The organism is Streptomyces sp. NPDC091376 (assembly GCF_044757085.1).
Lineage (GTDB): Bacteria > Actinomycetota > Actinomycetes > Streptomycetales > Streptomycetaceae > Streptomyces > Streptomyces pratisoli.
In genome coordinates this window covers 53,825-78,937 of sequence record NZ_JBIVUF010000005.1, presented here as the reverse complement: position 1 = coordinate 78,937, position 25,113 = coordinate 53,825, and the positions used below count along the sequence as shown (strand labels likewise).

At 71.7% G+C, this 25,113-nt stretch carries 24 protein-coding genes; 10 read left to right on the top strand and 14 right to left on the bottom strand.

The genetic code is table 11. The features are described from left to right. Window positions 1–268 precede the first annotated feature (268 nt). From ACIQMR_RS12600 to ACIQMR_RS12565, 8 genes are all read left to right on the top strand, one after another. Complete coding sequence (locus tag ACIQMR_RS12600) at window positions 269–607, top strand: antibiotic biosynthesis monooxygenase (RefSeq protein ID WP_266385176.1); 339 nt, start codon at window positions 269–271, stop codon at window positions 605–607. After that, on the top strand, window positions 604–1,491 hold the full coding sequence (locus ACIQMR_RS12595) for an NAD(P)-dependent oxidoreductase (RefSeq protein WP_401385398.1): 888 nt from the start codon (window positions 604–606) through the stop codon (window positions 1,489–1,491). The genes ACIQMR_RS12600 and ACIQMR_RS12595 overlap by 4 nt, the downstream gene beginning before the upstream one ends. After that, complete coding sequence (locus ACIQMR_RS12590; protein WP_401385397.1) at window positions 1,488–2,507, top strand: amidohydrolase family protein; 1,020 nt, start codon at window positions 1,488–1,490, stop codon at window positions 2,505–2,507. The genes ACIQMR_RS12595 and ACIQMR_RS12590 overlap by 4 nt, the downstream gene beginning before the upstream one ends. Beyond that, on the top strand, window positions 2,504–3,745 hold the full coding sequence (locus ACIQMR_RS12585) for a cytochrome P450 (RefSeq protein ID WP_401385396.1): 1,242 nt from the start codon (window positions 2,504–2,506) through the stop codon (window positions 3,743–3,745). Before ACIQMR_RS12590 ends, ACIQMR_RS12585 begins: the two co-directional genes overlap by 4 nt. Window positions 3,746–3,908: 163 nt before the next feature. Beyond that, on the top strand, window positions 3,909–4,703 hold the full coding sequence (locus tag ACIQMR_RS12580; RefSeq protein ID WP_401385395.1) for an HAD-IIA family hydrolase: 795 nt from the start codon (window positions 3,909–3,911) through the stop codon (window positions 4,701–4,703). Between the two features lie 117 nt (window positions 4,704–4,820). Then, window positions 4,821–5,186, top strand: a complete 366-nt coding sequence (locus tag ACIQMR_RS12575) for a DUF779 domain-containing protein (protein ID WP_266385186.1) — start codon at window positions 4,821–4,823, stop codon at window positions 5,184–5,186. A 63-nt stretch (window positions 5,187–5,249) separates the two neighbouring features. Next, window positions 5,250–6,482, top strand: coding sequence for a phosphodiester glycosidase family protein (locus ACIQMR_RS12570; RefSeq protein ID WP_401385394.1), 1,233 nt, complete (start codon window positions 5,250–5,252; stop codon window positions 6,480–6,482). Between the two features lie 86 nt (window positions 6,483–6,568). Then, window positions 6,569–7,360, top strand: a complete 792-nt coding sequence (locus ACIQMR_RS12565; protein WP_401385393.1) for a VOC family protein — start codon at window positions 6,569–6,571, stop codon at window positions 7,358–7,360. A 65-nt stretch (window positions 7,361–7,425) separates the two neighbouring features. Here the strand turns inward: ACIQMR_RS12565 and ACIQMR_RS12560 are convergent, their stop codons facing one another. The 12 genes from ACIQMR_RS12560 to ACIQMR_RS12505 form a co-directional block, all read right to left on the bottom strand. Then, window positions 7,426–9,024 carry a hypothetical protein gene (locus ACIQMR_RS12560; protein WP_401385392.1) on the bottom strand — a complete coding sequence of 533 codons (1,599 nt, stop codon included), beginning with the start codon at window positions 9,022–9,024 and terminating at the stop codon, window positions 7,426–7,428. 194 nt (window positions 9,025–9,218) lie between these two features. Continuing rightward, a complete protein-coding gene (locus ACIQMR_RS12555; protein ID WP_401385391.1) occupies window positions 9,219–10,862 on the bottom strand; it encodes a serine hydrolase in 1,644 nt (547 codons plus the stop codon). Between the two features lie 75 nt (window positions 10,863–10,937). Beyond that, window positions 10,938–11,132, bottom strand: coding sequence for a hypothetical protein (locus tag ACIQMR_RS12550; protein WP_266385200.1), 195 nt, complete (start codon window positions 11,130–11,132; stop codon window positions 10,938–10,940). 144 nt (window positions 11,133–11,276) lie between these two features. Next, complete coding sequence (locus ACIQMR_RS12545) at window positions 11,277–12,149, bottom strand: phosphatidylinositol-specific phospholipase C/glycerophosphodiester phosphodiesterase family protein (RefSeq protein WP_401385390.1); 873 nt, start codon at window positions 12,147–12,149, stop codon at window positions 11,277–11,279. A gap of 104 nt (window positions 12,150–12,253) precedes the next feature. Next, a complete protein-coding gene (locus ACIQMR_RS12540; RefSeq protein WP_401385389.1) occupies window positions 12,254–12,970 on the bottom strand; it encodes an ABC transporter ATP-binding protein in 717 nt (238 codons plus the stop codon). Further along, a complete protein-coding gene (locus tag ACIQMR_RS12535) occupies window positions 12,963–13,871 on the bottom strand; it encodes an ABC transporter ATP-binding protein (RefSeq protein ID WP_401385735.1) in 909 nt (302 codons plus the stop codon). Before ACIQMR_RS12535 ends, ACIQMR_RS12540 begins: the two co-directional genes overlap by 8 nt. A 38-nt stretch (window positions 13,872–13,909) precedes the next feature. After that, on the bottom strand, window positions 13,910–14,776 hold the full coding sequence (locus ACIQMR_RS12530) for an ABC transporter permease (protein WP_401385388.1): 867 nt from the start codon (window positions 14,774–14,776) through the stop codon (window positions 13,910–13,912). Then, window positions 14,769–15,734: an ABC transporter permease gene (locus ACIQMR_RS12525; RefSeq protein WP_401385732.1), complete on the bottom strand. Its 966-nt coding sequence runs from the start codon at window positions 15,732–15,734 to the stop codon at window positions 14,769–14,771. Before ACIQMR_RS12525 ends, ACIQMR_RS12530 begins: the two co-directional genes overlap by 8 nt. Window positions 15,735–15,766: 32 nt before the next feature. Further along, window positions 15,767–17,359 (bottom strand): ABC transporter substrate-binding protein, encoded by a 1,593-nt coding sequence (locus ACIQMR_RS12520; protein WP_401385387.1) that lies wholly within the window; start codon window positions 17,357–17,359, stop codon window positions 15,767–15,769. 96 nt (window positions 17,360–17,455) lie between these two features. Continuing rightward, window positions 17,456–18,541 (bottom strand): acyl-CoA dehydrogenase family protein, encoded by a 1,086-nt coding sequence (locus ACIQMR_RS12515; RefSeq protein WP_401385386.1) that lies wholly within the window; start codon window positions 18,539–18,541, stop codon window positions 17,456–17,458. Next, a complete protein-coding gene (locus ACIQMR_RS12510; protein ID WP_401385385.1) occupies window positions 18,538–19,719 on the bottom strand; it encodes an acyl-CoA dehydrogenase family protein in 1,182 nt (393 codons plus the stop codon). The genes ACIQMR_RS12515 and ACIQMR_RS12510 overlap by 4 nt, the downstream gene beginning before the upstream one ends. Then, the gene (locus ACIQMR_RS12505; protein WP_401385384.1) at window positions 19,716–20,684 is read right to left on the bottom strand and encodes an NADPH:quinone oxidoreductase family protein; all 969 of its coding nucleotides are present in this window, start codon (window positions 20,682–20,684) and stop codon (window positions 19,716–19,718) included. The genes ACIQMR_RS12510 and ACIQMR_RS12505 overlap by 4 nt, the downstream gene beginning before the upstream one ends. 207 nt (window positions 20,685–20,891) lie before the next feature. Between ACIQMR_RS12505 and ACIQMR_RS12500 the strand changes: the two genes are divergently transcribed. Further along, window positions 20,892–21,779 carry a hypothetical protein gene (locus ACIQMR_RS12500; protein ID WP_401385383.1) on the top strand — a complete coding sequence of 296 codons (888 nt, stop codon included), beginning with the start codon at window positions 20,892–20,894 and terminating at the stop codon, window positions 21,777–21,779. 126 nt (window positions 21,780–21,905) lie between these two features. Further along, on the top strand, window positions 21,906–22,481 hold the full coding sequence (locus tag ACIQMR_RS12495) for an Imm21 family immunity protein (protein WP_401385382.1): 576 nt from the start codon (window positions 21,906–21,908) through the stop codon (window positions 22,479–22,481). Between the two features lie 250 nt (window positions 22,482–22,731). Here ACIQMR_RS12495 and ACIQMR_RS12490 read toward each other — a convergent pair whose 3' ends face one another. After that, window positions 22,732–24,249, bottom strand: a complete 1,518-nt coding sequence (locus tag ACIQMR_RS12490; protein WP_401385381.1) for an MFS transporter — start codon at window positions 24,247–24,249, stop codon at window positions 22,732–22,734. A gap of 104 nt (window positions 24,250–24,353) precedes the next feature. After that, on the bottom strand, window positions 24,354–25,103 hold the full coding sequence (locus tag ACIQMR_RS12485) for a PIG-L deacetylase family protein (protein WP_401385380.1): 750 nt from the start codon (window positions 25,101–25,103) through the stop codon (window positions 24,354–24,356). Between the last annotated feature and the right edge of the window lie 10 nt (window positions 25,104–25,113).

Here is a 25,113-nt window from a genome sequence, read left to right as displayed (position 1 = left end):
CCGGGGAATGTGCCCCCAACGGCTTACAACCGGGTTCCGATCGCCTGAAGGGCCTCGATCGACGGGCCGTCCCCCGCACCCGTAAGCACGTTCGGCCCAGCTCAAATCCGCCCCGCCCAGGGGGCCTTCCGTACTCACTCGGACGGTCTAACCAGTAAGGGAAAGCCCTTGTCCCCACTGGGTCGTGCACCCATTGGAGTTGCGTGGCTACTGGCGCCATGAGTCCTTAGAAAGCGTGTCCTGCCAGATCTCACCATCAGGAGGAGACATGGGCACTGTGCAGAACGGCCAGATGGCCGAAAGGTTGTCCGTGGTTTTCGCGGTCCGTGTGATCGAGGGCGGCGAGCAAGGATTCCTGGAGATGTACGAGAAGCTCCGGAAATCCGTCGCCGGAACTCCCGGTCACATCATCGAGAGGCTGGGAGAGCCCGTTGACGACTCCCGCCAGTGGGTCATCACCAGCGAATGGGAGACTCCCGAACACTTCTTCGCCTGGCAGCAGAGTGAGGACCACCGCGCACTGGTGGCCCCGCTTCGCAAATGGGTCGACTCGACGCAGTCGCTGCGGTTCCGGGTCGTCAAGGAGACCGTGAAGGAGACGTCATGACGCGCACCACCAACGGCCCCGTCGCCGTCCTCGGCCTCGGCACGATGGGCACGGGCCTTGCCACCCGCCTTCTCGACCAGGGCATTCAGGTACGGGTCTGGAACCGTACCCCCGAGCGGACAGAACCGCTCGCCAGGGCCGGCGCCTTCGCCGCGGCCCGTCCGAGCGAAGCCGTCGAGGGAACGAGCGCCGCGATCTGCACCGTCGCCGACGGCGACGCCCTCGGCACCGTACTGCGCGGCCCTGACGGGGTCCTGGCCAGGGGCGACTACCCCGGCGCCCTGATCTGCGCCAGCACCGTCGCCCCCGAGGAGGTCGTCCGCATCGCCGGGAACGCGCCCTCCGTCATGGACGTGGGCATGCTCGGCAACCGGGAGCACGCCCGCGACGGCGAGCTGCGGCTGTTCGTCGGCGGCGAGGAGCGGGTGTTCACCGCCGGCCGGCCGCTGCTGGAGATGCTGGGCAAGGAGGTCGTCCATCTGGGCGCACTCGGTTCCGGCATGCGGATGAAACTGCTCCTCAACCTGCTCATGGGTATAGAGGTGCAGGCCCTGGCCGAGGCCGCCGAACTGGCGGCCGCCTCCGGTCTCGACAAGCGGCTCGTTCTCAAGACGATCGCGGGCAGCGGCTTCGCCTCCCCGGTCATGGCGTTCAAGTCCAGGCGCCTGGCCACCGGGCGCTTCGACGAGCCGGACTTCCGGCTGCGCCTGATGGCGAAGGACCTCATGCTCGCCTCTGAGCAGGCAGAGGCGGCCGGACTGCGTCTGCCGCTCGCCGCCGCGGCGGCGGAGACCCACGTCCGCGCCACCGAGCAAGGACTCGGCGACGAGGACTGTGCCGCGGTCACCCGCGCCCTCACACCGAAACCGGGAAGCCACACATGATCATCGACATCCACGGACATCTGTCCCCACCGGAGGCGGCCGAACGCTTCCCCATGCCCCCCAGCCTGACCGACGTGGACGGCATGCTCGCCGCACGGGCCCAGGCCGGGATCGACCTCACCATCATCGGCAGCCCGGTGGGCGCCGGCGCGATGGCACGGGTCCCGGGCGTGGACAACTTCAAGCAGCCGCGTGACCGGCTCCGCGGCTTCCACGCCTGGATGTCGGGGCTGATCGCCTCGTTCCCCGACCAGTTGCGCGGATACGTCTACGCCAACCCGTTCGGCGACGACGATCATCTGGAGGGGGTGAGGGAGACCCTGTCCGACCCTGCCTTCGTCGGCCTGATCACCCCCTCCAGCGTCCATGGCGAGCTGCTCGGCTCGCCGCGGTCCGACTCCTTCTTCGCGATGGCCGCCGAGGCGGGAGTGCCGGTCATGGTCCACGCCCCGGCCGAACCCATCGGCACGGAGCAGGTCGACGACATCGGCTTCGTCGAGCAGATCGGCCGGTTCGGCGATGTCGGCACGGCCATGGCCATGATCGCGTTCGCGGGATGGCTGGACAGGTACCCCGGTCTGCGGCTGATCGGCGCCACCGGCGGCGGCGCGATGGCGCTGCTGCCGGAGCGCCTGCAGACGGCGGCGCGCCCCCGTCACTGGGGCGGGGGCGCGCCCTCGGGGGCGCCCTCAGGCCCTCCGTCGGGAGCGCCGTCGGGGCGGCCCGCCGCTCCGGCGGGCGGTCCCCCGCCGTCGAGCCCGCGGTCGGCCGACCCCGGCGCCGCACTGCAGCGCATGTACGTCGACACCAGCCCGTTCAGCCCGGCGCACCTGAGTCTCAACGCGGAGGTCCTGGGGCCCGAGCGGATGCTCTTCGGCAGCGACTCGCCGCCGATGTCCGCACCGCTGGAAGACCTCATCCGCATGATCGAGAAGCTGCCTGTGGACAAGGCGTCGCAGCAGCGCATCCTCGGCGGCAACGCCGAGGCCCTCTTCGACCTCAGGAGCCGTCCGTGACCACCACGCAGAACCCCGTCGCCGCGGCCGAGCAGTGCACCGCCGAGTTCCGGCGGAACCCGCACCCGGTCTACGCACACCTACGGGACACCGCGCCCGTATGCCCGATGAAACCGCCGCACGGCATCGAGACGTACCTGATCACACGGTACGAGGACGCCAGGGCCGCCCTGTCCGATCCGCGGCTGAGCAAGGACATGTACGGGGCCATGGACGCCTACCGGAGGATCTTCGGTGACTCGTCGGTGGCGCTGGACGACAACATGCTCAACTCCGACGCGCCCAAGCACACGCGGCTGCGCAAGCTCGTCAACTCCGAGTTCACGCCGCGCCGTGTGGAGGCGCTGCGGCCGAAGATCCAGGACATCGTCGGGAAGCTGCTCGACGCATGCCCGACCGGGGAGCCGGTGGACCTGCTGCCCGCGTTCGCGTTCCCGCTGCCGATCACCGTGATCTGCGAGCTGCTCGGCGTACCGCCCGAGGAGCGGTCCGTGATGCAGCGGCTGTCCACCACGGTGGCGCAGACGGGCTTCAGCGAGGAGTCCAAGCGGGCCCAGCAGAAGGCGGAGGAGGATCTCCACGCCTACTTCACGGAGCTCATCGCGCGCAAGCGCAGGAGCCCGGGCGAGGACCTGCTCAGCGCGCTCACCGAGGCTCAGGACAAGGACGGCGGCCTCACGGAGAACGAGCTGGTCTCGACGGCGTTCCTGCTGATGTTCGCGGGCCACAAGACGACCGCGTACCTCATCGGCAACGCCGTGTACCACTTCCTGGCCAATCCCGCACAGCTGCGAGCCGTGCAGGAGAACCCGGAGCTGGTCGGACCCGCCGTGGACGAGCTGGTGCGCTACGACGGCTCGGTGGAGAGCGCGACGTTCCGGTTCGCGACCGAGGACCTGGAGATCAGCGGTACGCGGATCCCGAAGGGCGCCCTCGTGCAGATCGCGCTCCTTTCGGCCAACCGCGACCCGCTGAAGTTCGACTCCCCGGACGAGTTCGACGTGACACGACCGGGGAACGCGCAGAGCGCGCATCTGGGGTTCGGCCACGGCAGTCACTACTGCCTGGGCGCGCCGCTGGCCCGGCTGGAGATGCAACTGGCCCTCACCGGTCTGTTCAGCCGGTTCCCGAGGATCGCGCCGGCCGACCCCTCGGCGGGGCCGAAGTGGATGGAGGTCCCGTTCCCGGCCTTCCGCGGCCTCGTGGAGCTGCCGGTCGTGCTCGACCCCGCGCCGTGACGGACGGCCGGGTCGGCACCTGAGACCCGCGGTGTGAGCCCGTGTCCCGAGCCGGGCTCACACCGCGGACGCATGCCCGGCCCCAGGCCGGGCGGGGGCCGGTCGCGGGCCGGGCGCGGCGGATCTGCTTGGTCCTCCCACCGGCCCTCGGTACCGTCACCTCATGCAGCGGGTCGGCGCGGTCCTGATCGATATCGACGGTGTGCTCACGGTGTCCTGGGAGCCCCTTCCGGGCGCGGTCACGGCGCTGGAGCGACTGCGGGAGCGGGGCCTTCGCCTGGCGCTGCTCACCAACACCACCTCACGCACGCGGAACTCCATCGCGACGGCGCTGGCCGAGGCCGGCTTCCCGGTCACCGCCGAGGACGTCCTCACCGCTCCCGTCGCGACCGCCGCGTACCTCACCGAGCGTTTCCCCGGGGCGCGTTGCCTGCTGCTCAACAGCGGCGACATCGGGGAGGACTTCGCGGGTGTCACCCTCATGGGCCCGGACGAGGAGGGTGTCGCCGACGTGGTCGTCATCGGTGGCGCGGGCCCGGAGTTCGGGTACGCGGCACTCAACCGCGCCTTCGCCCATCTCCAGCGGGGCGCCCGTCTGGTGGCCATGCACCGCAATCTGTACTGGCGTACGGGGGCGGGGCTCGAGCTCGACTCGGGCGCCTTCCTGCCGGGCCTGGAGCGGGCGGCGGGTGTCGAGGCCGAGGTGACGGGGAAGCCCGCGGGCCCCTTCTTCGCCGCGGCCCTGGCCCATCTCGGTGCCGATGCCTCGGAAACCCTCATGGTGGGCGACGACATCGAGTCCGACGTGCTCGCCGCCCAGCGCCACGGACTCGCCGGCGTTCTGGTGAGGACGGGGAAGTACCTCCCCGAAACGCACCGGGCCGCGTCGGGTTCGCCGGACCACGTCGTGGATTCCTTCGCCGGTCTGCCGGGGTTGTTGGAGCGCCTGGAGGGCTGACGGCCCGCGTCGGGGACGTACCCCGCGGCCGGCTGCACGCGAGGGACGGGGCATGCAACCGCCTCGCAACGTTGCGCGGTGTTGGCTGAGGCACCGACACGCCGAGAGGGGGTTCCGATGGTGGACCCGAACGGATCTCCGCCCGTCGAGCTCACCCCCGCGGCCGCCGAGCTGTTGCGGCGGCTGCGGGCCGTCCACGGTCCGCTGATGTTCCATCAGTCGGGTGGCTGCTGTGACGGCAGTGCGCCGATGTGCTATCCGGAGGGCGAGTTCAGGACCGGCGGTTCGGATGTGCTGCTGGCGCGGCTGTCGGTCGAAGGAGTGACCGAGCCGGTGTCCTTCTGGATGTCGGCGAGCCAGTACGAGGCGTGGCGGCACACCCGCCTTATCGTCGACGTCGTCGAGGGCCGTGGCAGCGGATTCTCGCTCGAGGCACCCGAAGGGGTGCGATTTCTGATCCGTTCGCGGCTGGTCGGCTCGTAGCCCTCCCGCGTCTGGTCAACTCTGCGGTGAATCGGGAGAGTCGACCGGACAGTTGGGGGCGCAGTGACGGCACGTCATGCTCGGTTCCGTACGGTGCTCGGCCTGCTGGTGGCCTGGGGCGTCCTGGCCGCCACCGGGCTCGTGGCCGCCGCCCCGGCGGCGGCCGGGGAGAGAGCCTGGACGAGGCTCGCGCCGGGAGTCCGGTACCGGCAGTTCGACATCGCGGCGTCGAAGGGCCCCACGAGGGCCCATCTGCTGTCGGTGGACCTGAACGATCCGCGGGTTGCGGTCGGCCTGCTGTATCCGGGCGTGGTCGGTGCGCGGGCCACGCTGTCCACGATGGCCGGCGGCAGGGGCGCGGTCGGCGGGGTGAACGGCGACTTCTTCAACATCACCGAGACCCAGCATCCCGGAGTCCAGGCGACGGGAGCCTCGGTGGGGCCCGCGATCGCGGACGGCCACGATCTCAAGGCGGCCGTCCCCGACGGGCAGCGGTTCGGTCCGGTGCTGCCGCCCGGTACCTCCACGCGTGAGGTGATCGGCGTGGACGGCGAGCACCGGGCACGACTCGGCAGGCTGGCCCTCGACGGCGGTCTGCGCACGCCGGGCGGGCAGCTGGCCCTCGGCGGACTCAACCAGTACGCGCTGCCCGTGGGTTCGGTCGGGGCGTTCACCTCCGACTGGGGCTCGGTGTCGCGGGTCCGTGCGACCTGCGGTACGGACACCGACCGGGCGGCGCCGTGCAGCACGGTGACGCACGAGGTGACCGTGCGCGGCGGACGTGTCGTCTCGGCCGCCGCCACCCCGGGCGGCGGTCCCATCGCCGCGGACACCGAAGTGCTGGTCGGCCGGGAGGCGGGGGCGGTGGAGCTGCGGAAGCTGCGTGTCGGTGACGCCGTGACGATCCGGCACCGGCTCGTCGAGGCACGCTCGGGACAGCCGTACCGGTTCGCGGTGGGCGGCTATCCGGTCCTGCGGGGCGGAGCGCCGCTGCCCGGGCTCGACGCCGACACGGCCGCGGTGCGCTCGGCGGCCGGGATCGCCGACGAGGGGCGCACGCTCCTGCTGCTCGCGCTGGACGGCGCCCCGGAGTTCCGGACCGGGCTGACGATCTCCGAGCTGGCCGCCGTGATGCGGCAGGCCGGGTCGGCCGACGCGTTCAGTCTGGACGGCGGAGGTTCGTCGACGCTGGTCACCCGGGCTCCCGGAGCCGGCTCGATCACGGTGCGTAACCATCCGAGCGGCGGGGCGGAGCGGCCGGTGCCGAACGGCATCGGGGTCTTCTCCCGCGTGTGAGCAGCGGCGTCACCGCGCGCGACGGGGGCGCGCTGACTAGCGTTGCCCGTAGGACCTCCCACCGGACAGCAGAAAGAGTCATCGTCATGGCTGCAGCACCCGAGGGCGCCCCGATCTGGGCCGACGCGATGTTCACCGACGTGGAGGGCGCGAAGACCTTCTACGGCGAGGTCCTGGGCTGGACCTTCGGCGAGAACGCGTCGGAGTACGGCGACTACACGGAGGCGTACGTGGACGGCAAGGCGGTCGCCGCCGTGGTCCCGCCCATGCCGGGGCAGGACGCCCACTCGCAGTGGTGTCTCTACCTGGCGTCGCCGGACGCCGCCGCCACCGCCGAGAAGATCCGGCGCAGCGGTGGCACCGTGCTGATGGAGCCCATGGCGGTCGGTGACTTCGGGACCATGTGCATCGCCCGGGACCCCGCCGGAGTCACGTTCGGCCTGTGGCAGTCCGGCACGCACGAAGGCTTCCAGGCGACGAACGTGCCCGGTGCCTTCTGCTGGGCCGAGGTGTTCACGCGTGAGCCCGAGAAGTCCGACGCGTTCTTCCCCGCGGTCTTCGGCTACGGCGCGAAGAAGCTGGAGGACGAGCGCATCGACTTCAAGCTCTTCGATCTCGGCGCGGACCCCGTACTGGGCCGCATGAAGATGTCCGACGAGGACTTCCCGCCGGAGGTCCCCTCCTACATCCAGGTGTACTTCACCGTCCCCGACTGCGACGCCGCGGTGGCGACCGCGCAGAAGCTGGGCGGCAAGCCGGTGTTCGGGCCGATGAGCAGCCCCTTCGGCAGATTCGCGGCCGTCGTCGACCCGCAGGGCGCGGCGTTCGCCGTCATCGACGTCACGACGACCGAGGGCGAGATGCCGAACATCACCTGATGTGCGGGCGGATGCCCGGGGCCCACCCTGATCCGGCCCCGGGCATCCGCGGTTCGGGCCCCCGCTCAGCCCCCGTCGCCCGGGGCCTGCCGGTCCCGGACGGCGACGATGCCGTTGAAGACGCCCACGTACGCCGTGCCGTCGGGACCGATGGTGATGGGCGCCCAGTTGTTGTCGTACCGCGCTCCCGTGCCGGTGAGACGGCTCCAGCGGCGCTGCCCGGTGCGGAAGTCGACGGCGGTCAGGTACCAGGCGTCGATGCCGAGGCGGTGGGGCCTCTTCTCGTAGAAGTAGAGCAGCCCGTTCGCGGTGGACAGTTTGGGCACGGTGGAGGGTGAGCGGACGTCGCTCTCCCAGACGGTGTCGCAGCCGCTGCCGTCCTCGCGTACGTCGATGCGGGTGGCGCCGCCGACGACGCTGCGGCCCAAGGTGAGCGACAGGGGGTTCTCGTAGCCGTAGTTGTTCTCCACGACGAGGCTGTTCCCCCAGCTGATGAGGGAGTTGTCGGTCGTCGAGGCGCCCGAGCCGAAGACGGGGACCTTGCAGACGAGCCGCCGCTGCGCCGGGACGTCCGTGCCTCGCCGCATGACGAGGACGTGCATCCGGTCGTCGGCGTTGTCGGTGATCGCGACGTAGCGGTCGCCGTCGCCGAAGAGGTCCGGTGTGGTGCCCGAACCCTGGTTGACGGACCCGGGCTTGGTGCCGGTGCCGCGGTCGTACGTCTGGCGCCACTGGATGCGCGGGGTGCCGTCCGACGCGGCGGCGAAGCTGTAGAGGGCGTGGTCGGAGACGATCGAGACGCCGTCCTGCGCGACCGAGAAGGAGTTCTGGATCTCCTCGCCCGCCAGCCGCACCGAGCGGACGGCCGAGGTCTCCGGGTCGACGGTGCCGACGCGGCCGAGCCGGGTGACCCACCAGATGCGGCCCTGCCAGTCGGGCATCACGGAGGTGACGGGGTCGCAGACGCCGCTGGGGTGGAGGTTGGTCCAGCTGACGCAGTCGTGCGGGACGTACGGCGTCAGGTCCCAGTCGTCCTCGACCACGAACAGCCAGGAGCCGTCCGGCGACCGCTGGTGCGCCACGCGCAGGAGGTGTCCGCGTGAGTCGGCGAGCACGGCCCGGTCCTGGTCGTCGAGGTAGAAGTAGGCGCCGCCCGAGGTGTCCTTGAAGATCTTCGAGAAGTCGAGGCGGGTGATGGCCTCGACCGTTGAGGGGCGTTGCGGCAGCTGGTACTCGGCGAGCGTGTCCAGGCTGCGCGGATCGAGGAGTTTCAGCAGGAAGCCGGAGAACGTGCCGCAGACGGTGACGAGGCGGCCGGCCGAGTCGAAGGTGGCGGTGGCGCATTCGCCGCCGAGCGGGGCGATCTGCTCGCTGGTCACGGTCGGCTGGTCGCCGAGCGGGCCGGGGAAGGGGTGGGTGCCGCTGCCGGCCGCGTCCGCGTGCATGCCGCTGCGGCCGTTGGGCGCGAGATACGGATGCTGCGGCGAAGGCGTGCCCGGAACGGGGCGGGCGGCGGCGGGCGCTCCCTCGTAGGCGCTCACGAGGCGGTGGCCGGGGGCCTTGGGGATCTCGTCGGCCTGTGCGGAGGGGGCCGGTACGGTGACGGCGTACACGGCCACGCCCAGGATCAGGGCCAGTGCGCGGGAGAGCGCTCGTCGGGACAATGCCGCTCCTTGTTGACGATTCGTCAGTTACGCCACGGTCCGACGCTAGAGCCGACTTCGTGAAGTGTCCATGGAGACGCGAGGGGTTTCATGGGTCCTTCATGACCGTGCAACAACGTGCCATGGGTCCCGGAGCCACTGCTCGGTCGGCGGTTCAGCGGTTCACCAGTTCAGCGGTTGAACGGTTCAGCGGTTCAGCGGCGTGTGAAGGTGCCGAGGCCCGTCTCGTCGAGGTACTCGACGCGGAGCCTGTCCGCGGTCTTGCCCTCCCCGAAGGTGAAGGTGACGCCGGTCCGGCCGACCGCGTTCTCCCCGGTGGTGGCGAAGCTGAAGGTATCGCCGTCGTAGTGGCTGAGGCGGTACCGCTTCGGCGCGGGGCCGAGTTCGAGGACGAGCCCGTCCTCGTCCGTGGTGACCACGGCCTTTCCGTAGTACGCGTTGTCGTACGTCCCGGTGTACGCGCTGTCGGGGCGTGCCGCTTCGCGGACGGCGGGCGGCTCGGCATAGTCGGTGGGAGAGACCGCTGCCCGGTCCTCCTGCGCGTAGAGGGCGGCGATGAGCGGGAGCCAGTCCCGGGTGGGCTTCCCGTACTCGGCGGTGTCGAAGAAGTCCTCGGCGACGGAGTCGGCCAGGCCCACCGGGCGGCCGTTGGTGAGGACGATGATGCCGAGTTGTTCCCCGGGGAGCATGGTCACATTGGTGTTGGCGCCGAGGTCGAAGGCGCCGGAGTGACTGAGCCGGAGCCGGCCGCGGTCGTCGTATCCGACGTTCCAGCCCAGGCCGTAGAAGCCGGTGCGGCCCGCCGGGGAGGTCGGTGGCTGCGAGACGATCTCCGGCAGATGGGTGTGCTCCAGGTTCTCGGCGTCGACGATCTGCCGGCCGTCGAGCCTGCCGTCGGCGAGCTGGAGCCGCAGCCATCGCGTCATGTCGGACGCGGTGGAGCTGACGCCGCCGGCCGGTGCCTGTGCGTCCGCGTCCCGGACGAACTTCGCCTGCCAGGTGCCGTCGGCGTTCCTCACATGCCCGACGGCCTTGTTCCGGGCCTTGGCGTAGTCGGCGAAGGTGGTGCTGGTGGAGTTCATGCCGGCGGGGCCGAAGAGCGTGTCCTCGCTGAGTTTCTGCCAGCTGACGCCCTTGGCGCGGGCGACGGCCTCCGCGCCCGCGGTGAACCCGAAGTTGGTGTAGGCGTAGCTCGCGCGGAACGGGGCGAGGGGCTCGTGGCGCAGATGGCCGAGAATGTACGCCTGGTCGTAGCCGAGGTCCTCCAGCAGGTCTCCGGCGTGGTCCGGCAGTCCGCTGCGGTGGGACATGAGGTCCGTGACGGTGGCGTGGCGGCTCACCCAGGGGTCCTTCAGGGCGAAGCCGGGCAGATGCGCGGCGACCGGCTCGTCCCAGACGGCGGTGTCGTCGCCGGTGGCCCCGGCGACGACGGTGGAGCTGACCGGCTTCGACAGCGACGCCAGCTGGAAGACCGTGTCGGGACCGACGGCCGCGCGTTCGCCGACGTGCCGCTTGCCGAAACCCTTCAGGTACACCACCCGGTCCTTGTACACGACACCTACGGCGGTTCCGGGTACGCCGGTCCGCTTCATCAGGTCCTTCACGACGCCGTCGAGGCGGGCGACGGCGCGGTCCACATCGGCCTGTGTGAGCAGCGGCGGCGGCTGGTCCGGGGGTGGCTTCGGGGCGGCTTCCGTCGGAGGCGGCGTGGGGCTGGGCGAGGGGACCGGGTCGGCGGCACCCGAGGCCAGGGCCGTTGCCGCGGTGAGCAGTACGGCCAGGCCCGCTACGGCGAGTGAGCGGCTGCGGCTCGGTCGCACGGCCTTCGCGGCATGCATACGTTCCATTGAACGCCGGGAGAGGCGCCCTGTCGCCCGCAGCCCCGGGCTGCGGGAGCGGCGCGGGGCGGCGGGTCAGGGCTTGAGCTTGCCGACCACCTCGGCGGTGGCGGAAACCCCGTCCTGGATGGTGGGCGCCATGCTCGTGCCCGCGAGGAAGAACCCGAGCAGGGCGCACACCAGCGCGTGCGAGAGCTTCAGCCCGCCGTTGCGGAGGAAGATCACCGCGAGGACGAGCAGCAGAAGCACCACCGAGATCGAAATTGCCATGGCCGGCCTCCCTCCGCCGCACCCGGAGTGTGCGGCATTCGGGCGCCAGTGTGGCGGAGTGGAGGCGCCGGACGGACGAATGGCGTGTCCGCCGATCGGGTGGTCGTCAAATCGGTTGTTGACCAGGGGGTTACCGATGGTGGCTCATCGGTCGTAGGCACGCAGGAATTGCCGCAGGCCCGCGAGGTCGTCGGTGTTGATGTGGTCGACGTGGGCGGCGAGCAGTTCGGTCCACAGGGCGTCGCGGGCGGGGCCCGGGGCGTCGGGTGTGGCCCAGAACCGGATGCGCTGACCGCGGGCGTGGGCGGTGGAGACGATGGAGTTCAGCCGCGCCCGCTCGGCGTCGGGGAACGGGCCGTCGCCCTGCCAGGTGAAGCTGTGGGTCCAGTTGCTGGATATCAGCGGGATGAAGGAGGCGGGTGCCGGGGCGGGGGCGGCGAGATCGTCGAGACGTCCGTCGTAGAAGGCGTGGCGGACGCGCTGTGCCTCCATGGGGGCGCGGGCGGCACGGTCGCCGGAGATGACGGGGGTGACGGCGCCGGGGCGAACGGCTCCGTGGGCGAAGGTGGTCAGGATGCGCCGGTGGTCGCGGAGTTGGCGGTGGAGTTCGAGGTAGGCGTTCGCGCCGTCGTTCTTGAGGTCGATGAGGAGCTGCACCGGCCGGTGGTAACCGCGGTACACACAGCCGTGGTTGGCCCTGACCCGGGCCAGCAGCGGATCGAGGTAGAGCCGGGCGAGCGTGCGGGTGGGGTCGAGCTGCGCCGGCTCATGGGCGACGAGCAGCTGCCCGTCGACCAGGAAGACGTCGGCCTCCAGGCTGGTGAAGCCGTGGTCCAGCGCGTCGTGCAGGGGGCGGGCGTGGAGGTAGTCGTTGTGGGCGTGCGCCCGCCGCAACGGTCGTACCGCGCCGGGGTGTCCGGAAGCCTGGGCGGGTACGGAGCCCGTGGCGACGGAGACGGCTCCGGCGAAGGCGGCGGCGAGGGTGGTGACGGCACGGCGACGGGTGGTGCGGGCCATGGTGCCTCCGGGCTCTGTGGTGCGGGCGGGAGTGCGAGGACATGGCGAGTATCCGTGCCGTCCCCCTCCCGCGGGCAGGACGCGGGTAAGAGTTCGGCCATCCGTCATCCGGCGCTCAACCGGGGCCCTGTTCGGGCGAGGTGGACCGGTACGCGTGCGGCAGCGGTGGGTGCGGGCTCGGCCCAGTCGGCCGTACGGTCGCACCAGCGCTCCAGGAGGGTGCGGTCGTGGCCGACGGCGAGGAGGCCCGCGCCGGTCGTCGTGCGGTAGTCCTCGACGACCCCGACGAGGGCCGCGGTGGTGGACGCGTCGAGCATCGCGGTCATCTCGTCGCAGACCAGCCAGCGCGGGCGCAGCACGAGAGCGCGGGCGAGGCAGGCCCGTTGGAGCTGTCCGTCGCTGACCTCGTGGGGGCGGCGGGTCAGGAGGTCGTCCGTGAGCCCCACGGCGGCGGCCAGTTCGCTCACCCGGCCGGCGGCCTCGGTACGGCGGCCGGTGGCGCGCAGGGGCTCGGCGATCAGGTCGCGCAGCCGCAGCCGGGGGTCCGCGGACATCCTCGGCTGCTGGAACACCACCCCGATCGCGGTGCGCAGGCCCCGCGGCGCGCGGTGCCGCCATCCGCGGACCTCCTCGCCGTCGAGCACGACCCGGCCCGCGTCCGGCCGGTGCAGCAGCGCGGCGACCCGCGCCAGCGTGGACTTCCCGCATCCGCTCGGCCCGAGCAGTCCGACGGCCTCGCCGGGCGCGACGCTCAGGGACACGTCCCGGACGACGGGGGCGCGGCGGTCGTATCCGGCGGTGATGCGGTCGAGTTCAAGCATGGCGTCTCTCCACGAGGGTCACCGGGTGGTGGCAGGCCAGGCCGGCGGTGAGGAGCGGTGTGGTCCCGCAGGCACCGGTCGTCCGGGGGCAGCGGGGCGCGAAGGCGCAGCCGGCGGGGAGTGCGTCGAGGGCGGGCGGCAGGCCCGGGACAGGAGTGAAGTCGCGTTCGGGCAGGGCGTCGAGGAGGCCCCGGGTGTACGGATGGCGGGGGCCCGGCCGGCCGAAGAGCGCGGGGGCGTCCGCGAGTTCGACGATGCGGCCGGCGTACATCACGGCGACGCGGTCGGCGATCCGCTCGGCCGCGGCGAGATCGTGGGTGATCATGAGCAGCGCCCGGCCGTCGTCGGCGTGGCGCCGCAGTTCGTCGACGGTGCGGTCGACGAGGTCCCGGTCCAGCCCGGTGGTGGGTTCGTCGGCGAGCAGCAGCGGGGCGTCGCCGATGAGCGCCATCGCGGTCGCGGCGCGCTGGGCGAGCCCGCCGGACAGCTCGTGCGGGTACGCGTCGAGGTGTCCTGGCGGGAAGGCCGCCCGCGCGGCCGCGGCCTCGGTGGCGGCCGGGAGCTCCTTCCTCCGCGTGCCGGTGAGCGCCCGGAGCGTCTCCTCCAGCTGGGCGCGTACCGTCCGTACGGGCGTCAGATGCGCGGCGGGGCTCTGCGGTACGAGCCCGATGCGCCGGCCCCGTACCGTACGCGCGAGGGTGCGTTCGTCCGCCGCGAGGACGTCGATGCCGTCGACGACGGCGGACCCGGCCGTCTCCGCGTTGCCGGGCAGCAGCCCCAGCAGCGCCGAGGCGAGCACCGACTTGCCACAGCCGCTCTCCCCCACCAGTGCCAGGCACTCCCCCGCCGCGAGGTCGAAGGACGCGTCGGTGACGGCGGCGACGTGCCGTCCGCCGCGCATCCGGAAGCGCACGGACAGCCCGCGCACGGACAGGACGGTCACAGCATCAGCTCCGATCGGCGGCGCGGGCTCAACCGGTCACGCCAGGCGGCGGCGAGACCGGCGACGGCGAGGGTCGGGACGATCAGGAAGAGGCCGGGGAAGAGCGTCGGCCACCAGTCGCCGGCGAGCAGCGAGCCCCGCGCGGTCTGGACGAGGTTGCCGAGGCTGGCCTGATGGGTGGGCAGGCCGAGGCCGAGGAACGACAGCGCCGACTCGTGCCACATGGCGTGCGGCACCATCAGGACGGCGGCGAGGCCCGCCTGGGGCAGGACCCCCGGCAGCAGATGGCGTACGGTGACCCGCCACCGTGACGCGCCACCGGAGATCGCCGCGTCGACGAACGGCCGCGCGCGCAGCGACAGCACCTCCGCGCGGACGATGCGGGCGGTCGAGAGCCAGTGCGTGAGCGCCACCGACACGATCACGGGCCACACCCCCGGCCGGAACATGGCCACGATGAAGATGCCGAGGAGCAGATGCGGCACGGACGCGAAGGCGTCGACGACGCGCATCACGAGGCGGTCGGTCCAGCCGCCGAGCGCCGCGGCCGCCGCGCCGACGGCGGTGCCGACGACGGTGGCGACGATCGCGGCGACCAGACCGACGAGCAGGGAGACCCGCAGTCCGTAGACGCAGCGCAGCAGCAGGTCACGGCCCACGTCGTCGGTGCCGAATGGATGTTCCCAGGACGGCGGTTGCAGCTTCATCGACAAGTCGACGGCCTGCTCGTCGAGCCGGACGAGCGGCGGTACGACGAGGACGGCCAGGACGACGGCCGTGACGATCGCGGCCGAGGCCAGGACCCGTACCGTGCGCGTGGAGCGCCGGGTCCGGCCGCGTGAGCGCCATGCGAGTTCAGCCATCGAAGCCCACCCTCGGGTCGGCGAGCCCGTACAGCAGATCGGAGAGCAGGTTCCCGAAGAGCACCGCGGCCGTCGCCAGGACGGTGAGCGCGGCGAGCAGCGGGAAGTCGACGGAGGTGGCGGCCTGAACGGTCGCGGCGGCGATACCGGGCCAGCTGAAGACCGTCTCGACGAGCAGGGCGCCGGTGATGAGTTCGGGGATCCGGGAGCCGATCAGGGTGAGCATCGGCAGCATGCCGGAGCGCAGCGCGTGGCCGAGCAGGACGGTGAGTTCGCCGAGACCGCGGGCACGGGCGCCGCGTACCGGGTCCTCGTCGAGCGCGTCGCCGACTCCCTGGCGTACGTAGAGGAAGAACCAGGGCAGTTGGGAGATGCCGAGCACGGCGGCGGGCAGCACCAGGTGGGTGGCGACCTGGCCGGGGGTCACGGTGTCGTCGGCGGTGTCGGTGAGGCCGCCGGCCGGGAGCACGCCGAGTTCCAGCGCGAAGAACCAGATGGCGAGCAGCCCGAGCCAGAAGGCGGGTGCGGCTTCCAGGATGTACGCGGCGGAGCCGACCGCGCGGTCGAGCGGTCCGCCCCGGCGGCGGGCGGCCGCCACGCCGAGGGCGGTGCCGAGCAGGATCGCGAGCGCGAAGGCCGCGGCGGCGAGCAGCGCGGACCAGGCGAGGCGTTCACCGATGACCTCGGCGACGGGCCGGCGCAGCACGCTGGAGTCGCCGAGGTCACCGGCGAGCGCCGAGGTCAGCCAGTGCCACCAGCGGGAGAGGAGCGGCTGGTCGACGCCGAGGTTGGCGCGGATCTGGTCGAGGTTCTCCTGGGAGGCGGTGAGTCCGGCGGTGCCGGTGTACGCCTTGACCGGGTCGAAGGGGGAGGCCGCGGCGACGGCGAAGACGGCGAAGGTCACGGCCAGCAGGACGGGGACGGCGGACAGCGCCCGCCGTCCCGTCATCCGGGCCATCGCCGCCCAGGGAAGTCCCCTCGGGCGGCGGGTCACTTCTTCGGCTTCCAGTCCTCGACGTTCCACCACGGGCCGGAGGCGAGCCCGTGGTCGTGCGGTTCGACCTGGGTGGACAGCCCGTCCCAGCGGTCGGCGACGACGTACACATGGTCGATGTGGGTGAGGAAGGTGTAGCCGGGGTTCTTCGCGAGCTCGCGCTGGATCGTGTCGTAGGCGGCCTTCCGCGCGGCCTTGTCGTCGGTCCTGCGGCCCGCTTCGAGGGCCCGGTCGACGGCGGGGTTGTCGTACCGGGCCATGTTGTTGAAGCCGTCGCCGCCGAGGGTGGACTTCAGCAGCAGGTACTGGTCGAAGTCGGGGTCGCCCGGCGAGCCGCCGCCCGCGAGGACGGCGTCGTCCTTCATCCGTGGCTCGATGACCTCCCAGGTGCCGGCCTGGGTCCTGATGTCGATGCCGGCCTTCCTGGCGTCGGAGGCGTAGGCGAGGGCGAGGTCCTGACGCAGCTTGTCGCCGGAGCGATACCACAGCGGGAAGGTGGCGCGGACGCCGTTCCTGACGCGGATTCCGTCCGGGCCGGGCTTCCAGCCGGCCTCGTCGAGGATCTTCTTCGCGCCTGCGAGGTCGTGGCGGCGTTCGGTGCCCTTCGCGAACCATGCGCTTGAGGTCGGCACGGGTCCGTAGGCGGGCGTTCCGGCCCCTTCGAGGATCTTGTCGACCATCGTTCCCCGGTCGACGGCGATGTCGAGGGCCCGGCGTACGGCCGTGTCGCCGGCGACCTCGTTGTGGGTCGGGAGGGTCACCGTCCGGTAGTCGTACGTCGTCGCCTCGTACGTCTTCCTGCTCCCGTCGGCGTTGAAGCCCTTGGCGAGGTTGGGCGGCAGGATGGCGCCGTCGAGGTCGCCGGCCCGCAACCGGGTGGCGCGTACGTCGTCGTCCTTGATGATGGCCATGGTGAACCTCTTCACCGCGGGCGCTCCGCCCCAGTGGCCGGGGTTGGCCTTGAAGCTGAGCTTCTCGCCCCGGGACCACCCGGTGAGGACGTAGGGCCCGGTGCCGATGGGGCGGGTCGTGAAGGGGCCGGAGTTGACGTCCTGCTTCGCGGCGACGTGCTCGGGCGCGATGCCGAGGACGGTGCGCTCGGCGAAGGGCGCGTACGGGTACTTGAGGGTGAAGACGACGGTGTCGTCCCCGACGGCCCTGACGTCCTTGAGCGCGTCGAGCTCCGTCTTGTTGGGGTTGTTGGTCTTCTTGTCGAGGATCGTCCGGTAGGTGAAGACGACGTCCTTCGCCGTGAACGGCTTCCCGTCGCTGAAGGTGACGCCCTTGCGGAGCCGGTACGTGTACGTCAGGCCGTCGTCGGCGACCTCGGGCAGCGCGACGGCGAGCGCGGGCTTCAGCCTCATCGCCCCGTCGAAGGCGAGCAGCCCGTCGAAGATCTTGGAGTTGCCGTCCTTGCCGTAGCCCAGGAGCGGGCTGAGGCTCTCCGGTTCGTACGCGATGCCGACGACGGCGGAGTCCTTGGCGGCCCCCGGTCCGGCGCTGCCCGGGTTCGAGCAGGCCGCCGCGGTGGTGGCCACGATGGTGGCCAGGGTCGCGGCGGCCGTGCCGCGTATCGAACGGGCGGTCATGGATCCCACACCCCTACTGAAGATCAACTGTTGTTGCGAACGGTACGCAATTAAACAGCATGTAAAGGGGTGGGCAGTTCACTGCCCCTTACCCGCTCATCGAGGGGCGGGCAGCGAGACGAGTTCCGCCAGCACCTCCTTGTGGCGGCCCGGCGTGCCGAGCGCGATCTCGTCCGCCTTGGCCCGCTTGAGACGCAGGTGTGCGGGATGCTCCCAGGTCATACCGATACCGGCGTGCAACTGGACGCACTCCTCGGCGGCGTGCACGGCGACCCGGGAGCAGTGGGCCTGGGCGACGGCGACCGCGAGGGGTGCCTCGGCGCTTGCGGCGGCGAGCGCGTCGGCGGCGTTCCTGGCGGCGGCGCGGGCGCCCGCGACGTCCAGCCACAGCTGTGCCATCCGGTGCTTCAGCGCCTGGAACGAGCCCACGGGCCGGTTGAACTGGTGCCGTTCACGCGTGTAGCGGACGGTCTCCTCCAGGCACCACTCGGCGACGCCCAGTTGTTCCGAGGCGAGCAGTCCGGCCCCGGCCAGCAGGCCGCGGCGTACGGCGGTGCGTGCCGTCCGCGCGTCGGCGAGGCGGATGCCCGTGCCTTCGGCGGTGCTGACGGAGGCGAGGGGCCGGGTGAGGTCGAGCGGGACGAGGGGCTCGACCGTGGCGTCGCCGCGCTCGACGGCGTGGAGCCCGTCCGGCCGCAGGACCAGCAGGACGTCGGCGGCAGCGGCGTCCGCCACTCCGCGCGCGCCTCCGCCGTCGGGGAGGTCCGCGCCGGCGGAGGCGGAGAGCGGGACGGCGAGCACCGCGGCGGTCCGGCCGGTGGCCAGTCCCTTGATCAGCTCGGCGACATCGGCGTCCTCGACGTCGAGGGCGAGGAGCGTCTCGGTCGCGATGACGGAGCTGGTGAGGTACGGCGCCGGGGCGACGGCTCTGCCGAGCTCCTCCAGCACGACCGCGGCCTCACGGTGACCGGCTCCCTGGCCGCCGAGCTCCTCGGGGACGAGGAGCCCCGCGGCGCCGATACCGGCGGCGAGGGACTGCCACAGTCCTTCGTCGTACGGTGCCCCCGACTCGGCGCGTGCCAGGGCGGCGGTGTGGTCGGAGCGGTCGGTGAGCAGCGAGCGTACGGCGGCCCTCAGGTCGTCCTCGGCCTCGGAGTAAAGAAGGTCGGGCTGTGTGCTCATCGCGCGAGGTCCTTCCAGGCGACGTCCTTGTCGTTGCGCGGCTCGGCGGGCAGCCCGAGCACGCGTTCGGCGACGATGTTCAGCAGCACTTCGCTCGTGCCGCCCTCGATCGAGTTGCCCTTGGAGCGCAGATAGCGGTAGCCGGCGTCGCGGCCGGTGAAGTCGACCAGCTCCGGGCGGCGCATGGTCCAGTCGTCGTACAACAGGCCCTCGTCGCCGCGCAGTTCCACCTCCAGCCCGCTGATCTCCTGGTTGAGCCGAGCGAAGGCGAGCTTCATCCCGGACCCCTCGGGTCCCGGCTGGCCGGCGGCGAGCTGCTGGCGGAGCCGTTCACCGGTGAGCCGGGCGACCTCGGCGTCCACCCAGAGGGTGAGCAGGCGCTGGTGGAGGTCGTGGGTGCGCAGTTCGGGCCGGTCGCGCCAGGTCCGGGCGACGGGCCCGATCATTCCGCCCTCGCGCGGCAGCCGCATGCCGCCGATGGAGACGCGCTCGTTCATCAGCGTGGTCCTGGCGACCTGCCAGCCGTCGCCGACCGGGCCGAGACGGTGGGCGTCGGGGATGCGGACGCCGGTGAGGAAGACCTCGTTGAACTCGGCCTCGCCGGTGATCTGGCGCAGCGGCCTGACCTCGACACCCGGATCGGTCATGTCGCAGAGGAAGTAGGTGATGCCGCGGTGCTTGGGCGCGTCCGGGTCGGTGCGGGCGATGAGGATGGCCCAGCGGGCGAGGTGGGCGCTGGAGGTCCACACCTTCTGGCCGTCGACGACCCAGTCGTCGCCGTCCCGCACCGCGCGGGTGCCGAGTGCGGCCAGGTCGGAGCCCGCGCCGGGCTCGCTGAACAGCTGGCACCACACCTCCTCGCCCACCCACAGCGGCCGCAGGAAACGCCGCTTCTGCTCTCCGGTGCCGTACGCGAGGATCGTGGGCGCGGCCATGCCGAGGCCGATGCCGATCCGGCGGGGGTCGTTGTCCGGGGCGCCCGCGGCCTCCAGTTCGGCGTCGACGACGGCCTGCAGCGAGCGTGCCGCGTCGAGGCCGCCGAGCCCCACGGGGTAGTGCACCCAGGCGAGTCCGGCGTCGAAACGGGCCTTGAGGAAGTCGGTGCGGCCGGTCTCGGCGGGCGGGTGCGCGGCCAGCAGCGCGCGGGTGCGCGTGCGCAGTTCGGCGGCGTCGGTCATGCCGCGGCTCCTTCCGGAAGGACGACCAGCCGGCCGGTCGTGGACCCGTCGGCGACGCGCTGGACGGCGTCGGCGGCGTCCCCGAAGGCGACCCGGTCGCTGATGAGCGGCTTGATCAGGCCCTTGGCGGCGTACTCGGTCAGGGTCTCGTGACAGCGCAGTACGGCCCGCGGGTCCCTCTGGTTGTAGAGCCCCCAGTGCAGCCCGACGATCGAGTAGTTCTTCACCAGGGCGTGGTTGAGCGCGGGGCTGGGGATGGCGCCGCTCGCGAAGCCGACGATCACGATGCGGCCCTCGAAGGCCACGCACTTGGCGGACTTGGCGTAGGCGTCGCCGCCGACGGGGTCGTAGACGACGTCGGCGCCACGGCCGCCGGTGGCCTCCTTGACGCCGGCGACGATGTCGTCGGAGCGCCGGTCGAGCACGACGTCGCAGCCCAGCTCACGGGCGACGACGGCCTTGTCCGGTCCGCCGACGACGCCGATGACGCGGGCGCCCGCGGCCTTGCCGAGCTGCACGGCCGCGCTGCCGACTCCGCCCGACGCCGCGTGCACCAGGAGGGTCTCGCCCTCCTGGAGGTTCGCCCGGCGGTGCAGCCCGAACCACCCGGTCTGGTAACCGATGTGCAGGGCGGCGGCCTCGGCGTCGTCCAGCGCCTCGGGCGCGGGCAGCAGAGCGGCCTCGTCGGCCACGACGTACTCGGCGAGTCCGCCGTGCGGCAGAGCCGGGTTGGCGATGACGCGGCGTCCGTCCTCGGTCTCCCCGCAGATCTCCACGCCCGGGGTGAAGGGCAGCGGCGGCGTCACCTGGTAGTGGCCGCGGCACAGCAGGGCGTCGGGGAAGTTGATGTTCGCGGCCCGCACCTTCAGCAGGACCTGGCCCTCGCCGGGCTCCGGCCGGTCGACCTCTTCGAGGCGCATCACCTCGCTCGGCTCGCCGTTCCGGTGCACTCGCCATGCCTGCATTCGGGGCCTCCGCGGTGTGTAGGGGCGTACGACTGCTCGCAGCGCATACTAAGCGGTCGCTTGCCCTTCTGTGAACCGCCGGACCGGCCACGATTCGGCCGCGTCCCACAGACGCCGTCGGGCGGCGTCGTCCGCCGGGGCCCGCCTCGCGCGGCGGCACGTCAGGGCGCAGTCTGGACAGTAGGCCGTCTCCGGAAGGGCGTGTTCATGAACGCCGGCGCAGGCACCGAGGCGGGAAGCCGACTCGCCGGCTTCCTCGACAACCCCATCGTGGGAATGCTCCCGTGGATCGTCTTCTCGGTCCTGGTCGGTCCCGGCCGGTTCGAGTTCTCCGTCGGCATCGCCCTCGCGATCGCCGTGATGCTGCTCGTCCTCGACCGGCTGCGGCGCCCGGGCACGTCGCTGAAGATCCTCGAGGTTGCCGACGTCGCCTTCTTCGCGGCCCTCGCGATCGTCGGGGCGGTGGCTTCGGACGGCACCCTCCGGTGGCTGGAGACCTACTCCGGCGAACTCTCCAACTTCGCACTCGTGGCCATCGCCTTCGGCTCGATGGCGGTCCGCGTGCCGTTCACCGTGCAGTACGCACGCGAGCAGGTGCCCCGCGAGCTGTGGCACACCCGCGGGTTCATGCACACCAACTACGTGATCACCGCCGTGTGGGGACTCGCCTTCCTCGTGGCGGCGGTCTCCGGCCTCTACGGGGACCTCGTGCTCCGCGACAGCGACAACATCTGGACGAACTGGCTCATCCAGATCGGGGCGATCATCGTCGCGCTGCGCTTCACCGAGTGGTACCCCGGTGTCGTACGGGAACGGATCGCCGGCGGCACGGCGACCCGCGGCAGCCCGACCTCGGTGGGCGCCCTGATGATTCCGCTGGCCGGCTATCTCGTACCCGTGGGCATCCTCATGCTCTCCCTCGGCTCGGGGCCGACCTGGCTCGGCATCGCCGTGATCGTCGCCGGAGTGCTGCTCGTACGTGCCCTCAAGCCGGACGCGGACGCGGCGCAGGACGGTGCGGGGACCGACGGAGCCCACGAGGACGGGGCAGCCGCCGACGCCAGGCGGCAAGGGCGCCGCCGCGATCCGGAATGACCGTCGCAACATGATGGCGGCTCGCCGGGCTGACGCGGGTGACACATCTCTCGACCAGTCACACACGTGCTCGTCGGTGCGGCATCGCGCCTCAGGCACTGTCAGTCGACAGGGCAGACTGATCACATGACCGCATCTCGCAACAACTCTCGACACCTCCACGCCGACCTCGCTTGGGTGGCGTCGATGGGCGGCCCGTTGATCGTCATCCCGGCCTCTGCCGTGGACCAGTGGGGTGGCTGCACGGAAGGCGGGATCATCGTCGGCGGGACTGACGTTCCCGACGACTACGACCGCGCGTGTGATGTGGAGAGCTTGGCGGGGATCATCGGCGTTGGCGCCGAAGCCTCGGGGTTGGTGCTGGCCGACGAGCCGGCCACGACCTGCTACCTCTCCGAGCAGAATGTCTTCGTGCGCTCGCTCGCCGCTGATTCGGACGCCGAGCTCCTCGAGGCCGCGAGGGCCGTCTTGGACGACCCCGCCACCGACTGGGAAGACTGCGGGGTGTGGGAGACGGATGGATCGGCGGTACTCCTGGACTCCGCCGTAGCCGGAGTGGACCTCACCGTGGAGTACCCGGACCGGGGAGGACTACCGGAGCAGGCCCAGATTCCTGTGCCCGCAGGACGCTGGAGCGTTCGCGCGACTCAGAGGACGGGCGACTTCCCGTGGGTGGGAGTCGTCCAACTCCTTCCTGCATGACTCGCACATGTCTGAGCGGCTGACCGCCTCGGCCGCGTAGGCGTTCTGACGGCTCCGGCCGCCCACCGATGACCCGGCAGACGTCCACGCCCCCCGGCCGACGTACGCCACCGACCGCACGCGCGGGACGACCCGACTGCTGGTCCTCCCGGCGGAGGACGCGGTCTCCGGGCCGGTCGCCCGGGGCCGCATCCCGGTGCGGGGGCCGCTCGGACCGCGCGGGGCCCGGCTGCCGGCCCAGGTGTGAAACTCAGTCCCGCCCGGTGCCGGCCCGGCCCGGCGGGGTGGTCGCGGGGGCCGCCGTCGGGCGCAGGGCCGCCTGGGCGGAGAGCGGGGTGGCGATGGACTCCAGGGACCGGCCCTCGGCCCTCACCGCGAGGAACAGTGCGACCAGCCCGGCCGCCGTCATCAGCGCCGCGCCGACGCAGAACGCCAGCACGGTGTCGCCGACCACCCCGCTGGACGTCAGCTCGGAGAACATCAGCGGCCCCGAGATCCCGCCCGCCGCCGTGCCGACGGCGTAGAAGAACGCGATCGCCATGGCCCGGGTCTCCATGGGGAAGATCTCGCTCACGGTGAGGTACGCGGAACTGGCTCCGGCCGAGGCGAAGAACAGCACCACGCACCAGCACGCCGTCATCGTCACCGCGTTCAGCCGTCCGGCGTCGAACAGCCAGGCGGTGGCGAACAGCAGGACGCCGGAGCCGATGTACGTGCCCGCGATCATCGGCCTGCGCCCGACGGTGTCGAACAGCGGACCGAGGACCAGCGGGCCGAGGAAGTTGCCGAAGGCGATGACCGTGAAGTAGTAGCCGGTCACGCCCGTGGGCACGTCGAAGAAGGTGATCAGGATCGACGCGAAGCCGAAGGTGATGGCGTTGTAGAGGAACGCCTGCCCGATGAACAGCGAGAGTCCGAGCACGGCGCGCTTCGGGTACGAGCGGAAGACGGTCTCGGCGATGGTCCCGAAGCCGATGCTGTGCCGCTGGGCGATGGTGATCGACGTCTCCGGCTCGGGCAGCGGCTTCCCGGTCTCCGCCTCGACCTCTCGCTCGACCCTGGTGACGAGTTCCTCCGCCTCCCGGTCCTTGCCGTGGATGAACATCCAGCGAGGGCTCTCGGGGACGTTGCGGCGTACGAGGAGGATGACGAGGCCGAGGACGACGCCGAGGGCGAAGGTCAGCCGCCAGCCGATGTCCTTGGGGAAGATGTCGGTGTTCAGGGCGAGGACGGACAGCAGCGCGCCCGCCATGGCACCGAGCCAGAAGCTGCCGTTGATGATGAGGTCGACACGGCCCCGGTACCGGCTGGGGATGAGTTCGTCGATCGCGGAGTTGATGGCCGCGTACTCGCCGCCGATGCCGAAGCCGGTGAGGAAGCGGAACAGGAAGAACCACCAGGCCGAGGTCGACACGGCGGTCAGGGCGGTGGCCGCCAGGTAGACGGCGAGCGTGATGAGGAAGAGCTTCTTGCGCCCGTACCGGTCGGTGAGCCATCCGAAGAACAGCGCTCCGGCGCAGGCGCCCGCCACGTACAGCGCGGCCGCGACCCCGGTCACCTGGGCGTCGGTGATGGCCAGTCCGCTGCCGTCCTCGGCGAGCCGGCCGGCGACGTTGCCGACGACGGTGACTTCGAGCCCGTCGAGGATCCAGACGGTGCCGAGCCCGATGACGATCGTCCAGTGCCACCGGGACCAGGGCAGCCGGTCCAGCCTGGCGGGAACCTTGGTGGTGATGGTCCCGGTCGAAGACGTACCCGTGTCGCTCATCGCATCGTTCCCCTCGCCGAGGACGCTCTCGCGGCGGTTACCCGGGGACCCCGCGGGCAAACGGCGCCCGCGCCCCGCCCGCCGCGGACGACGGCCGTGTCGTGCTACTGGCGGGGGAAGAGCTCGAATCCGACCGCGGGCAGGCCTCCGAAACGAGGGGCGAGCTGACGGACGTTGCCGGTCAGGAACTCCCTGCAGTAGTCCTCCGGGTCCTTGTCCGTCAGCACCTCCAGATAGGTGTGGTGCTCCATCAGGGACCGGACGGAGCGCTCCAGTCCGGACGTCGCGTCCACGGCGTGGGTCGGTGTCGACGAGCTCGCGACCGCCACCCAGCGCACCCCGTTCCACGGCTGGAGGCCCTGCTCGGTGAGGAGTTCGGGGAAGATCCACCGGTTGCCGGCGTCGCCCGCGGCGTCCAGGGTGGCCCTGCCGACGGCACGGTGGTCCGGTGTGTTCCACCAGCCGCCGACCGCGGGGCCCCAGGTGTCGCGGTGGTTGAGTGTGATGACCAGTTCCGGGCGGTGCCGGCGGATCGCGGCGGCGATGTCGCGGCGCAGCGCGGGGCCGTACTCGATCACTCCGTCCCGGTGGCCGAGGAACTCCACCGCGGACACGCCGACGACCGCCGCGCTCGCCCGCTGCTCACGCTCGCGCAGTGGCCCGCATTCGACGGGAGCGATCGTGTCGATGCCGGCTTCGCCCCTGCTGGCCAGCAGGTACGTGACGTCCTTGCCCGCGTCGGTCCAGCAGGCGACGGCCGCGGAGCAGCCGTATTCGAGGTCGTCGGGGTGGGCGACCACGGCGAGGGCGCGCTCCCAGTCGTCCGGCATCGGTTCGAGCTGAGGATCCGTCATACGGGCAGCG